This window comes from Nocardia jejuensis NBRC 103114 (assembly GCF_001613145.1).
GTDB classification, from domain to species: domain Bacteria; phylum Actinomycetota; class Actinomycetes; order Mycobacteriales; family Mycobacteriaceae; genus Nocardia; species Nocardia jejuensis.
This window is the reverse complement of the sequence record NZ_BDBU01000002.1, coordinates 15,784-29,121: the sequence shown is the minus strand read 5'-3', so window position 1 is coordinate 29,121 and position 13,338 is coordinate 15,784. Positions and strand designations below refer to the sequence as shown.

The window sequence follows — 13,338 nt, the reverse complement described above, 5'->3', positions numbered from 1 at the left end:
TCGGTTGCGAGATCGGCCCCTCGGTCGCAATCGACGGTCGCCGTACAGCGATGCCGACCGGCATCTCACCGGTCGCCGTTCCCGCTCGCGGCCGGGCCGATCTCGTCGATCGTGCGCGTCAGGCGTGATGCCGCTTCGGCGTCGTCGTGGGCCGACAGCGCCTGGTTGACGATCAGCCACTCCGAGATGTCCTCACCGACAACATATTTGCGAAAGCAGTTGTAGATCGCGTAGTAGGCGAACTCGACCGGGTCGGGGAAGGTGAGATCGTCGTCTTGCAGGGCGGTGATGGGCTCGAGATATCGGGTGGCGATATCCGCGAGATCCACACCGGCGCAGGCGGAGCGCAGGGCGTCGGCCGGAAGCTCGACATCCACCCGGTGCCGCATCCCGACGACCGAGTCGCGGTACCGCAGCGGGGACCGCGCGGCCCCGGCGTAGGCGACCCAGGTCGTCAGGGCATCCTGGCACAACGACAGGTGAACCTGTCGCCGGCGATCGGCTCCCAGTTGGAAGAACAGTTCTCTCGGCGTCATGAGCGATTCTAACGACAGGCCGGGGCCAGGCCGACGACATGCGTGCACCGACGACGAGAGCATCCGTCGCCCACGCCCGCCGCCGCTCGAAACCACCTGCGCGCGCAGTGCCCCGTGACCGCCCTGCCGCATCGCGGGGTGGCCGCCGCTCGACCGCGGCAGGCAACCGGCAGAAAGCGTTGGCGCGAGGACACTTTCCGGTTCGCGCTCCCGAGACACGGTGTCGTGCGGCGTCGGTGATCGGAAATTCCCGATGCGCACGGACGACTGCGCGCAGTAGCTGCGAGGACTGGTTCGCTGATCCCGGCACTTTCCGAGAGTGTGTGCCCGCACGCAGGCACTCGACCGGAGCCCACCCGGAGACACCTGGAGCGCGCGAAGTCCCCAAGATCGAATATCATAGTCGCGCAGAGTATTTCGATCTTCGGAAGTGGTGTAGTGGGATGATGAGCATAGGCAAGATCTTCGCAGGAGTCCAGCATGAATTGACCCGGCAGGTGATCAACGTCTTGACTGTGCCGCACCGTTTGCCGAACCCTTTCGCGCCGTCCCTGCGTGATCGCGTGGCCGGCAAGACCGTGGTGATCACCGGGGCCTCCAGCGGAATCGGCCGCGCGCTGTCCCTGCGGGTGGCAGAGGCGGGAGCGACCGTCGTCGTCACCGCCCGCCGCACCAGCGAACTGGATCAACTGGTCGCCGAGATTCACGAGCGGGGCGGGCAGGCGTTCGCGATCACTTCCGACCTGTCCACCTCCGAGGGTGTGGAGAAGTTCGCGGACGAGGTGCTCGTCGAGTTCGGCGCCCCCGACATTCTCGTCAACAACGCGGGCCGGTCCATCTTCCGTTCGCTCGCCGAGTCCGAAAACCGTCTGCACGACTTCGAACGCACCATGCGGATCAACTACTACGCGCCGGTCGGGCTGATCCTGCGTTTCCTGCCCGAGATGCGCCGCCGCGGCTCGGGTCATATCGTGTCCAGCTCCTCGCTCGGCGTGATCACCGACATTCCGCGCTTCTCCGCCTACGTCGGCTCCAAGGCCGCCCTCGAGGCGGTCATGCGGATCGCGGCCAACGAATGCTATTCCGACGGAGTCGCTTTCACCGATGTCCGGCTCCCGCTGGTCGCCACCGATATGAGCGCGGCGCTGGGCTGGAGCGGTTACAAGGCCCTGTCCGCCGATGCCGCCGTGGACATGCTGGTCGATGCCATCATTCGCCGCCCCGACCATCTGGAGAACCTGCACGGCGCGCTGTGCATCTGGTTCAACCGGCTCCTGCCCGGCCTGGCCCACTACAGCCTCAACCAGGTCCACCTCTACATGCCCGAAAAGGCGCCCCTCCCGGCCACCCCGCCTCCCGGCAAGAATCCGGTCACCGGTGCCGAGAAGGCACAGCCCGCACCCGCGAACAACTAGCTCCTGGGCCGCCGTGGCCGGCACCCACGGCGGCAATCACACTGCGACAGCGCGGTTCTCCGGGATCGACGAACCCCGCGACAGCAGGGAACCATCCGGTTCGCAGCTCACCCCAGCGCGTCCAGAGCGGATTCGATGGCGCGGTGGAACGTCGGATAGGCGTAGATCATCTCGCGGAGGGTCGCGGTGGGGACTTGGGCATGCACGGCGACGACCAGCGCGCCCAGGACTTCACCGCCGTCCGGGCCCGCGGACGTGGCGCCGACCAGGACACCTCGGTCGGCGTCTTCGACGAGTTTGATGAAACCGGCGTTGCCCACCTTGTGAATCCAGCCGCGAGTCGAGGTGGTGAGGTCGGTGATGCCGGTGCGGACGGTCAATCCGGCCGCACGCGCTTGCTCTTCGGTGAGGCCCACCGCACCGATTTCGGGGTCGGTGAACGTCACCCGGGGAACGGCTCGGTAGTCCGCGGGAGCACCGGGCTCACCGAGGATGTCCCGCACCGCGATTCGGGACTGATACATGGACATGTGGGTGAAGGCACCGTGACCCGCGACATCGCCGATCACCCAGACGCCGTCGGCGGCGCGCATGTGCTCGTTCACCGCAATGGATTTGGCGGACTCGTCGAGGCCGATGGCACCGATGCCCAGGGCCGCGAAGTCGGTACGCCGACCGGTCGCGATCAGGAGTTGTTGCGCGCGAAGGGTTTCACCGCCGTCGAGCTCGAGGGCGAATGCACCGCCGTCGTGGGAGACACCCGTGCCGCGCACGCCGGTGCGGACCGTAATGCCCTCGGCCTCGAAAACTTTCGCCAGCAACTCCCCCGCCTCGGGTTCGTCCTGCGGCAGTAACCGCCGGGGCACCACGACGGTGACCTTCGCACCGAATCGGGCGAAGATCTGCGCGAACTCGACGCCGACCGGGCCTCCACCCAGCACGATGAGCGAATCGGGGACCTCGGTGGCGGTGACGGCTTCCCGGTTGGTCCAGTACGGGGTTCCGGCCAAGCCCCGCAGCGGCGGAACCGCCGGAGCCGTACCGGGATTCAGGACGATCGCCTTGTTCGCGCGGAACACCCGGTCACCGGCGTCGGTCGCGACGGTGACCTCGCCGGGCGCGGAGATCCGGCCCCAGCCGCGCACGAAGGCGCCGCCCGCCTTCTCGAAGCGCTCCACCGCGACGGTGTCGTCCCAGTCATCGGTCGCCTCGTCGCGAATCCGCGCGGCGACCGGATCCCAATTCGGCTGCACCGTGGCAGATCCCGCGAGTCCGTTCACCCGTCGCGCCTCGGCCAGCGCGCCGGCCGCGCGGACCATGATCTTGGTCGGCACACACGCGTAGTACGGGCATTCACCGCCGACGAGCCGGCCTTCGACACCGACCACCGCGAGTCCGGCTTTGGCGAGCCGGGTCGCCGCGTCCTCCCCGCCCGGTCCCATTCCGATCACCACGACATCCACAGCCTCGGCAGGCACGGCGTTCTCCTCACGATCGTCGAGTGTCTCCCCACAGACGCTACTCGAGTCGATCGGCGATATTCCCCTCAGGCACCGGCCGAGTCGAAGGTGAAGATTCGACCGCCGAGCAGCACCTGACTGCCGGCGGCGAGGATCACGGGGTGGCCGGGGGTGGCCCGCGTCCATTCCGGGCGGGCGGGTGAGCGGACATGGGTGCCGTTCGCCGAACCGCGATCCAGCACCGTCACGTCCCAGCCCACCAGCCGGATCTCCGCGTGCACGCGGGACATGCCACCGGAGCCGTCCTCGACCCGAACCGCCCTCGCCCCATGCCGTACCTGCGCCGACAACTCCGGTTCCCGTCCGATCACCAGATCCGCGTCCAGCGGATACGCGCTCCCGTCGTCGAGCCGCAGCATTCCCAGGGACGGCCGAACTCCCTCGGCCGGCACCCCCGACAGCTGATCGATCCGATATCCGCACACCCCGCACGATGTCGAGCGTGGATCGTTCAGATGGTGCCGAGGACATTCGTATCCCCGGACCCGAACACTCGGCCACCCGCGAGGCTGCCGCGCTCGATCCGACTCGACCGGGTTCGCCTCGCGCCCACCCGAATCCCCCGTGTCGAGGGAGAGCGGGGTCTGGTCCGCTGTTCGCTCGCCCGCGGCCGAGCTTGTGGTCGACCGTGCGGCGGCACCTTGCTCCGACGGGTTCGGGGGCGTCTCGGTGAACCACGCGACCGCCCCCGCACCGGGCATGCGCCCCTCGGTCAAGGACCAGATGCCGGGTGCGGGCAGATCGTCGCGAGGATGCTCCTCGTCCACGAACACCGCGGCGGCGTGAGACGGCGGGGGCACGACCATGCGATCGACGCTGAATCCGGCGTCGCGCCCGTGCAGTACTTCCTTGCGGTCGCCGTCGAGCACGGCGGTCACGTTGCCGTGCAGGAATACCGCCAATCCGCGGGTCCCCGGTGTCAGCACACCGAATTCGATGCGGTCCTCGTCGTCGCGGTTCATGATCCAGTCGCTGACCGATTGCGCGAAGGCCCGTCCGGTACGCCGGGTTTCCCGCGAGGCGGAGTCGCGGACCAGCCGCAGGACGGTCTCGAGCACCATCATCGATCGCGAGTCGGCGGTCACCGGTTCCGGATCGCGGTGTGCGACAACAACGATGACGCCGTCGACGGATGCGACGAGATGGCCGCCGGGCACCACTTCCACCCGCCCGGCGACCACCCCGGCCTTGCGGCGCAGGGCCGAGGTCACCGAACGTTCACGGTGTTGCGCACCAGCACTCACGGCAGCCAACTCTCATCGGAAAGGGTCGGCGAATGTCCCTGCCCGAACATCGGGCCGCGCACGGGTTTCGTTCCGTCCCCGAGCGGCGTTTCCTCTCATTTGCCGGATGTTACCGGTTCTGCTCCTCGGTTCGACAGCCGTCAACTCATTGGGCGGCACGGCTTTCCGCGACGCGCGCAGCAGTTCGAGCGAAGCTGCCACGAGGATCGCCACCAGGGCCGTAGCATGCGGGGCGTGGCCGATACGAAGCGTTCCGCCGCTTTGCGGGTGCTGGTGTACAGCAACGATGCCGATACTCGAAGCCAGGTCATGCTGGCGTTGGGCAGGAGGCCGCACCCGGATCTACCCGCGATCGAGTATCTCGAGGTGGCAACCGGATCGGTCGTGATCGAGCACATGGACGCCCATGACCTGGATCTGGCCATTCTGGACGGCGAATCCGCGCCGACCGGTGGTCTCGGGCTGGCCAAACAGCTCAAGGACGAAATCGACGACTGCCCCCCGATCCTGGTGCTGACCGGCCGTCCCGACGACGCCTGGCTGGCGAATTGGTCGCGCGCGGATGCCGCGGTATCGCATCCGATCGACCCGATCCGCCTCACGGACGCGGTACTCGGCGTCCTGCGCGGTCGTTCCGCGGCCTGACCCCGCGTTCTCGCGGTTCACACCGGCGGTGATCGCCGCCGGAATACCTCGCTCACCCGTCCCCGCACCAGGGGAAATCTGTGTCACGTGACGTTCGCGATTCCGTCCAATCGGTCATAAAAGACCATTCCGAATTCGATCAAACACCATCGCGAAACGTCATGTATCTTCACGGCTGAGTTGTAGGCTGTGCCGTAGCTCACACGAGCGCGGGCCCAGGCATCAATGTAGTTTCCGCGTCAGTCCCCGAACGTCCGTGCCCTCGATGAGCGGTGCCCTGGGGTGGAACTGGCCCGGCAGACGACGATGTCAGCCCGCCTCGGCGATTGCCGTCCAGTTGCGCACATAGCCCGTGCGTCCAGCGTGCAGGAGGGGTAGTGCCGTTGTGAATATCGAGGTTCCGACACTCGTACTCGGCGCGGTTGCCGCCGCGTTCGGGTTGTTCTCCATCGGTCTGGCGTCCCTCGTCGGCCCGAAACGCTACAACCGAGCCAAGCTCGAGCCCTACGAATGCGGTATCGAACCCACTCCGCACGCCGTCGGCGGCGGCCCGGGAAATACTGGGGGACAACGCTTCCCGGTGAAGTACTACCTCACCGCGATGCTGTTCATAATCTTCGATATCGAGATCGTCTTCCTGTACCCCTGGGCCGTGCACTTCGACTCGCTGGGTCTGTTCGGCCTGGCGGCGATGGCGTTGTTCATCTTCAACGTCTCGGTGGCCTACGCCTACGAATGGCGGCGAGGCGGCCTCAGCTGGGATTGATTCGCGCAGGGGGATTTTCGACAAGTGCTCCCCGTTTTCGCGGGGATGAGCCACGGGAGAAGTAGTCCGACATGGGTCTCGAAGAGAAACTGCCCAGTGGATTTCTGCTGAGCACGGTAGAGGATTTCGCCGGCTATCTGCGCAAGAGTTCGTTGTGGCCGGCCACATTCGGCTTGGCGTGCTGCGCGATCGAGATGATGGCCACCGGTGGTGGCCGCTTCGATATCGCCCGCTTCGGCATGGAGGCGTTCCGCGCCTCGCCGCGCCAGGCCGATCTGATGATCGTCGCGGGCCGGGTGAGCCAGAAGATGGCCCCGGTGCTGCGTCAGGTCTACGACCAGATGACCGAACCCAAATGGGTACTGGCCATGGGTGTCTGCGCGTCCTCGGGCGGCATGTTCAACAACTACGCCATCGTGCAGGGCGTCGATCACGTCGTGCCGGTCGACATCTACCTGCCCGGCTGCCCGCCGCGGCCGGAGATGCTGTTGAACGCGATCCTGAAGCTGCACGAGAAGATTCAGGAAATGCCGCTCGGCGTCAATCGCGAGGAGGCCGTGCGCGCCGCCGAGGCCGCCGCACTCGCCAGCACCCCCACTATCCAGTTGAAGGGGCTGTTGCGATGACGTTCGATACACCGTCCGGCACGGAAAGCCCTCCGGAGGCGACCGTCGTGGATCCGAAGAACCAAAACCGCACCGAGACAACAGAACCCGAGGTGCCCTCCGCCCCCGACGATGAAGTAATCGGGACGCGAAAGGGCATGTTCGGCGTTTCGGGCACCGGTGACACCTCCGGCTACGGCGGGCTGAGCCGCACCGTGCGCCTGCCCGGCGGCACCCCGCCGCCGTGGGGCGGCTACTTCGACGAGCTGGTCGCCCTGCTGCGCAAGGCACTGGGCTCGCCGTTCGAGGAGGCCATCGAGAAGATCGTGGTCTTCCGCGATGAGCTCACCCTGCACGTGCGCCGCGAGCATCTGCCGCTGGTCGCGAAGACGCTGCGGGACAATGCCGCGCTGCGTTTCGAGCTGTGCCTCGGGGTCAACGGCGCGCACTATCCGGAGGACACCGGCCGGGAACTGCACGCGGTCTATCACCTCAATTCCATCACCCACAATCGCCGGGTGCGGCTGGAAGTCTCGATCCCCGACGCGGATCCGCATCTCCCCTCGCTGTATTCCGTGTATCCGACCACGGACTGGCACGAGCGCGAGACCTACGACTTCTTCGGCATCCTGTTCGACGGTCACCCCTCGCTGACCCGCATCGCCATGCCGGACGACTGGCGCGGGCATCCGCAGCGCAAGGACTACCCGCTCGGCGGAATCCCGGTCGAATACAAGGGCGCGCGCATCCCGCCGCCCGACGAGCGGAGGTCTTACTCCTGATGAACGACATCGGCATCGACACCCCGCGCGAGCACACCCAGCGACCCGAACGCGACGTCACCGTCGTGGGCAACGACTGGGACGAGTTCACCGCCAGCCTGGACGGCGCCGCCGAAGAGCGGATCGTCGTGAACATGGGCCCGCAGCACCCCTCCACACACGGGGTGCTGCGGCTCATTCTCGAGATCGAGGGCGAGACCGTCACCGAGGCCCGCTGCGGCATCGGCTATCTGCACACCGGTATCGAGAAGAATCTCGAATACCGCAACTGGGTGCAGGGCGTGACCTTCGTGACCCGGATGGACTACCTCTCACCGTTCTTCAACGAGACGGCCTACTGCCTGGGCGTCGAGAAGCTGCTCGGCATCACCGAGGACGTACCCGAGCGCGCCAGCGTCATCCGGGTGATGCTCATGGAGCTCAACCGGATCTCCTCGCATCTGGTGGCGCTGGCCACCGGCGGAATGGAGCTGGGCGCGCTCACCCCGATGCTGTTCGGCTTCCGCGAACGCGAACTGATTCTCGACGTGTTCGAGAACATCACCGGCCTGCGGATGAACCACGCGTTCATCCGGCCCGGCGGCCTGGCCCAGGATCTGGCCGAGGACAGCGTCGAGAAGGTCCGCGATCTGCTGGCGCTCATGCCGAAGCGGTTGCGGGACATGGAGTTGCTCCTCAACGAGAACCCGATCTGGAAGGCCCGCACCCGCAATGTCGGGTACCTGGACCTGACCGGGTGCATGGCGCTGGGCATCACCGGCCCGGTGCTGCGCTCCACCGGTCTGCCGCACGATCTGCGCAAGGCGCAGCCGTACTGCGGCTACGAGAACTACGAGTTCGACGTCATGGTCGACACCGGCTGTGACTGCTACGGGCGCTACCTCATCCGGGTGAACGAGATGAAGGAGTCGCTCAAGATCGTCGAGCAGTGCCTGGACAAGCTGCGCCCGGGCCCGATCATGGTGGAGGACAAGAAGTTCGCCTGGCCGGCGGATCTGGAGCTGGGCCCGGACGGGCTGGGCAACTCCCCCAAGCACATCTCCAAGATCATGGGCTCCTCGATGGAGTCGCTCATCCACCACTTCAAGCTGGTGACCGAGGGCCTGCGGGTCCCGCCGGGCCAGGTGTACGTGGCGGTGGAGTCTCCGCGCGGCGAGCTGGGCGTGCACATGATCAGCGACGGTGGCACGCGGCCCTATCGCGTGCACTACCGCGATCCCTCGTTCACGAATCTGCAGGCCGTCGCGGCGACCTGCGAGGGCGGCCTGGTCGCGGATGTCATTGCCGCAGTGGCGAGTATCGACCCGGTGATGGGTGGGGTGGACCGATGACCTTGGAACGAACCGAAGCAATGAGCGCGCCGATTCTGCTGAATCTCACCGTGCGCCCCATCCCGTATCCGCAGCAGGTGCACGACCGGCTCGAACTCGAGGCTCGGGAGATCATCGCGCGCTACCCGCATCCGCGTTCGGCGCTGCTGCCGATGCTGCATCTGGTGCAATCGGTGGAGAGCTACGTCTCGGGCACCGGGATCGAATTCTGCGCGGAGCAGCTGGGTTTGACCGACGCGGAGGTGACCGCGGTGGCCACCTTCTACTCCATGTACCGGCGCTCGCGCACCGGCGACTACCACGTCGGGGTGTGCACCAATACGCTGTGCGCGGTCATGGGCGGCGACGAGATCATGGCCGATCTGAAGCAGCACTTGGGAATCGGGCACGGGGAGACGACCGCCGACGGCGCGGTCACCCTCGAGCACATCGAGTGCAACGCGGCGTGCGACTACGCGCCGGTCATGATGGTGAACTGGGAGTTCTTCGACAACCAGACACCGGAATCCGCACGCGGACTGGTGGATTCACTGCGCCGCGGCGAGGACGTCACCGGATCGCGCAGCGGTGCGCCGCTGTGCACGTTCCGCGAGACCGCGCGCATCCTGGCCGGGTATCCGGATCCGCGTCCGGGCGCGACGGACGGGGCCGCGGGGCCGGCGACACTCGCGGGTCTGCAAGTGGCCGAACAGGATTCGACCGGAGGCGCCCAGTGACAACCGCTCTGACCCCCGTTCTGTCCAAGCACTGGGCGGATCCGAACGGCTGGACCCTGGACGCCTACCGCGGCCAGGGCGGCTATCGCGGGCTGGCCAAGGCCCTGCGCATGCAGCCGGACGACGTCATCGCCACGATCAAGGACTCCGGTCTGCGCGGTCGCGGCGGCGCGGGCTTCCCGACCGGCATGAAGTGGGGCTTCATCCCGCAGGGCCCCGGTCCGGACGGCATCACGAAACCGCACTACCTGGTGGTCAACGCCGACGAGTCGGAACCCGGTACCTGCAAGGACATTCCGCTCATGCTGGCCTCCCCGCACGCGCTGGTGGAGGGCGTCATCATCGCGTCGTACGCGATCCGGGCCTCGCACGCGTTCATCTATGTGCGCGGTGAGGTCGTGCCGGTGCTGCGACGTCTGCAGGCCGCGGTCCAGCAGGCGTACGAGGCGGGCATGCTCGGGCGCGATATCAAGGGGTCGGGCTACGACCTCGAGATCGTCGTGCACGCCGGTGCGGGCGCGTACATCTGCGGCGAGGAGACCGCGCTGCTGGATTCGCTCGAGGGCCGTCGCGGCCAACCGCGACTGCGGCCCCCGTTCCCCGCGGTCGCGGGCCTCTACGCCTGCCCGACCGTGGTGAACAATGTGGAGTCCATCGCGTCGGTGCCCAGCATTCTCGCCAATGGCGTGGAATGGTTCCGGTCCTTCGGCACCGAGAAGTCGCCGGGGTTCACGCTGTACTCGCTCTCGGGTCACGTGAGGCGACCGGGCCAGTACGAAGCGCCGCTGGGAATCACGTTGCGGGAGTTGCTGACCCACGCCGGTGGCGTGCGCGCGGGACACGAACTCAAGTTCTGGACCCCGGGCGGTTCCTCCACTCCCCTGTTCACCCGGGAGCACCTGGACGTCGCGCTCGACTACGAGGGCGTTGCCGCCGCCGGATCCATGCTGGGCACCAAGGCACTGCAGATCTTCGACGACACCACCTGCGTGGTGCGCGCCGTGCTGCGCTGGACCGAGTTCTACGCCCACGAGTCCTGCGGCAAGTGCACCCCCTGCCGCGAGGGCACCTACTGGCTGGTCCAGCTGCTCGAGCGCATCGAACAGGGCCGGGGCACCGACAGCGATCTGGGCAAGCTGCTCGATATCGCCGACACCATCAACGGCAAATCGTTCTGTGCCCTCGGTGACGGCGCCGCCAGCCCGATCTTCTCCTCCCTGAAGTACTTCCGCGACGAGTACGCCGAGCACATCCGCCTCGGCGCCTGCCCGCTCGACCCGGCCCGCACCACCGTCTGGGCCGAAGGAGTGCGATGACCGCGATAGCCAATTCCAACACCAGTGGCGTGACGCCCGCCGATATGGTCAGCGTGACCATCGACGGCACCACGATTTCCGTGCCCAAGGGCACGCTGGTGATCCGTGCGGCCGAGCTGATCGGCATTCAGATTCCGCGGTTCTGCGACCATCCGCTGCTGGATCCGGTCGGCGCCTGCCGCCAGTGCATCGTCGAGGTCGAGGGGCAGCGCAAGCCGGTCGCCTCGTGCACCATGACGGTCGCCGACGGCATGGTGGTGACCACCCAGCTGTCCTCACCCGTCGCCGCCAAGGCCCAGGAGGGGGTGATGGAGCTGCTGCTCATCAATCACCCCCTGGACTGCCCGGTCTGCGACAAGGGCGGGGAATGCCCGCTGCAGAACCAGGCCATGTCCACCGGCCGGGCCGAGTCCCGGTTCGACGGCGAGAAGCGCACCTATCCCAAGCCGATCCCGCTGTCCTCGGCCATCCTGCTCGATCGCGAGCGCTGCGTGCTGTGTGCGCGCTGCACCCGCTTCTCCCAGCAGGTGGCGGGCGATCCGTTCATCGAATTGATGGATCGTGGTGCGCTGCAACAGGTCGGCATCGCCGCGGGAGCGCCGATGGATTCCTACTTCTCCGGCAACACCGTGCAGATCTGCCCGGTCGGCGCGTTGACCGGGAGTACCTACCGGTTCCGGGCACGGCCGTTCGATCTGGTCTCCAGCCCGGCGGTGTGCGAGCACTGCGCCTCGGGATGCGCCCAGCGCACCGATCACCGGCGCGGCAAGGTCATGCGCCGGTTGGCCGGTGACGACCCGCAGGTCAACGAGGAATGGAACTGCGACAAGGGCCGTTTCGCGTTCGCCTACGCCACCGAACCGGATCGGCTCACCACTCCCCTGGTCCGCAGCTGGGACGGGACGCTGCAGCCGGCGTCCTGGTCCGAGGCCATCAATGCCGCCGCGCGCGGACTGGCCTCGGCGCGCGGCAATGCCGGTGTTCTGGTCGGCGGCCGGGTGACGCTGGAGGACGCCTACGCGTACTCCAAGTTCGCCCGAGTCGCGTTGGATACCAACGACATCGACTTCCGCGCGCGCGAGCACTCCGCCGAAGAGGCCGATTTCCTGGCCGCGCGAATCGCGGGCCAGGGTCTGACGGTCGATTACGCGGCGCTGGACCGGGCGCCGATCGCGCTGCTCGTCGGCTTCGAGGCCGAGGAGGAGTCGCCGATCGTCTACCTGCGGCTGCGCAAAGCCGCCCGCAAGAACGGCACCCGGGTCTTCTCGCTCGCGCCGTTCGCCAGCAACGGCCTGGAGCGGATGTCGGGCCGCCTGCTCACCACCGCACCGGGCACGGAAGCCCATGTGCTGGAGGCGATCCGGGCCGGGGATCCGGAGTTCGGGTCGCTCGCGCACGGGCTGCCCCGGGAAATCCTGACCCTGCTGCACGAGCCCGGCGCGCTGATCCTGGCCGGGGAACGACTCGGCGGCATTCCCGGTGGTCTCTCGGCCGCCGCCCGTCTCGCCGACGACACCGGGGCCCTGCTCGCCTGGATCCCGCGGCGAGCCGGTGAGCGCGGCGCACTCGAGGCCGGCGCACTGCCGGTGCTGCTGCCCGGCGGCCGTCCGGTCGCCGATTCGGCCGCACGCCAACAGGTTCGCGAATCCTGGAACGTCGAGGAACTGCCGTCGACCCCCGGCCGCGACACCGCCGCCATCCTCGCGGCCGCCCCGACCCTGGGTGCGATCCTCATCGGCGGCGTGGAGGTCGGCGATCTGCCGGATCCGCACGCCGCGCTCGCCGCCATCGACGCCGCCAGCTTCGTGGTGTGCATGGAGTTGCGGCGCAGCGATATCAGCGATCGCGCCGATGTGGTCTTCCCGGTGGCCTCGGCCATGGAGAAGACCGGCACCTTCCTCACCTGGGAGGGCCGTCACCGCCAATTCGACGCCGCCCTGCGCGATTCCACGGTCCGGCGTGAGGCCGCACCGCTGGCGGAGTACCGGGTGCTGGACGCCATCGCGAACGATATGGGCATCCGGCTCGGCCTGCCCGACGCGGCCAGCGCCCGCGCCGAACTGGCCGACCTCGGGGTGTGGGACGGTCAGCCCGCCGACACCCCGGTGCACCGCCCGCAGCCGATCGCGCAGCCGTCCTCGGGTACCGCCGTGCTGTCCTCGTGGCGCATGCTGGTGGATAGGGGCCGGTTGCAGGACGGTGAGCCCAATCTGGCCGGCACCGCGCGCACCCCCGTGGTGCGGCTCTCGCCGGTCACCGCGGCCGAGATCGGCGCCACCACAGGCGATCCCGTCACGGTCGGCAACGACCACGGGCACATCACCCTGCCGCTGGTCATCACCGAGATGCCCGATCGCGTGGTGTGGCTGCCCATGAATTCCCCCGGCTCCGACGTGCTGGTGCAGCTCGGCACCACACCCGGCCACCTCGTGCGCATCCGAAGGGAAGACCACCGTGAGTGA

The 13,338-nt window shown here is 67.7% G+C and carries 12 protein-coding genes; 9 read left to right on the top strand and 3 right to left on the bottom strand.

From position 1 onward, the window contains the following. Positions 1–65: 65 nt before the first annotated feature. Positions 66–536 (bottom strand): hypothetical protein, encoded by a 471-nt coding sequence (locus NJ1_RS00475; RefSeq protein ID WP_067685854.1) that lies wholly within the window; start codon positions 534–536, stop codon positions 66–68. 446 nt (positions 537–982) lie between these two features. On the opposite strand from NJ1_RS00475, the gene NJ1_RS00470 reads away from it, so the two are divergent. Then, complete coding sequence (locus NJ1_RS00470) at positions 983–1,951, top strand: SDR family NAD(P)-dependent oxidoreductase (protein ID WP_157573663.1); 969 nt, start codon at positions 983–985, stop codon at positions 1,949–1,951. 107 nt (positions 1,952–2,058) lie between these two features. On the opposite strand, the gene NJ1_RS00465 is transcribed toward NJ1_RS00470, so the two are convergent. Beyond that, positions 2,059–3,429: a dihydrolipoyl dehydrogenase family protein gene (locus NJ1_RS00465; RefSeq protein WP_245717152.1), complete on the bottom strand. Its 1,371-nt coding sequence runs from the start codon at positions 3,427–3,429 to the stop codon at positions 2,059–2,061. Between the two features lie 68 nt (positions 3,430–3,497). After that, positions 3,498–4,715: an FHA domain-containing protein gene (locus NJ1_RS00460; RefSeq protein WP_067685850.1), complete on the bottom strand. Its 1,218-nt coding sequence runs from the start codon at positions 4,713–4,715 to the stop codon at positions 3,498–3,500. A 225-nt stretch (positions 4,716–4,940) separates the two neighbouring features. On the opposite strand from NJ1_RS00460, the gene NJ1_RS00455 reads away from it, so the two are divergent. The 8 genes from NJ1_RS00455 (at position 4,941) to NJ1_RS00420 (ending at position 13,338) form a co-directional block, all read left to right on the top strand. Next, positions 4,941–5,360, top strand: a complete 420-nt coding sequence (locus NJ1_RS00455) for an Rv3143 family two-component system response regulator (protein WP_067685848.1) — start codon at positions 4,941–4,943, stop codon at positions 5,358–5,360. A 385-nt stretch (positions 5,361–5,745) separates the two neighbouring features. Next, complete coding sequence (locus tag NJ1_RS00450; protein ID WP_067685846.1) at positions 5,746–6,126, top strand: NADH-quinone oxidoreductase subunit A; 381 nt, start codon at positions 5,746–5,748, stop codon at positions 6,124–6,126. Positions 6,127–6,197: 71 nt separating this feature from the next. Then, a complete protein-coding gene (locus NJ1_RS00445) occupies positions 6,198–6,752 on the top strand; it encodes a NuoB/complex I 20 kDa subunit family protein (protein WP_067685844.1) in 555 nt (184 codons plus the stop codon). A 47-nt stretch (positions 6,753–6,799) separates the two neighbouring features. Then, a complete protein-coding gene (locus NJ1_RS00440) occupies positions 6,800–7,513 on the top strand; it encodes an NADH-quinone oxidoreductase subunit C (RefSeq protein WP_067686763.1) in 714 nt (237 codons plus the stop codon). Beyond that, on the top strand, positions 7,513–8,844 hold the full coding sequence (gene nuoD, locus NJ1_RS00435) for an NADH dehydrogenase (quinone) subunit D (protein WP_067685843.1): 1,332 nt from the start codon (positions 7,513–7,515) through the stop codon (positions 8,842–8,844). Before NJ1_RS00440 ends, nuoD begins: the two co-directional genes overlap by 1 nt. Next, positions 8,841–9,560 carry an NADH-quinone oxidoreductase subunit NuoE gene (gene nuoE, locus NJ1_RS00430; protein ID WP_084477593.1) on the top strand — a complete coding sequence of 240 codons (720 nt, stop codon included), beginning with the start codon at positions 8,841–8,843 and terminating at the stop codon, positions 9,558–9,560. The genes nuoD and nuoE overlap by 4 nt, the downstream gene beginning before the upstream one ends. Beyond that, entirely contained in the window at positions 9,557–10,876 is a 1,320-nt protein-coding gene (nuoF, locus tag NJ1_RS00425) for an NADH-quinone oxidoreductase subunit NuoF (protein WP_067685841.1), read from the top strand. Before nuoE ends, nuoF begins: the two co-directional genes overlap by 4 nt. Further along, on the top strand, positions 10,873–13,338 hold the full coding sequence (locus NJ1_RS00420; protein ID WP_067685839.1) for an NADH-quinone oxidoreductase subunit G: 2,466 nt from the start codon (positions 10,873–10,875) through the stop codon (positions 13,336–13,338). The genes nuoF and NJ1_RS00420 overlap by 4 nt, the downstream gene beginning before the upstream one ends.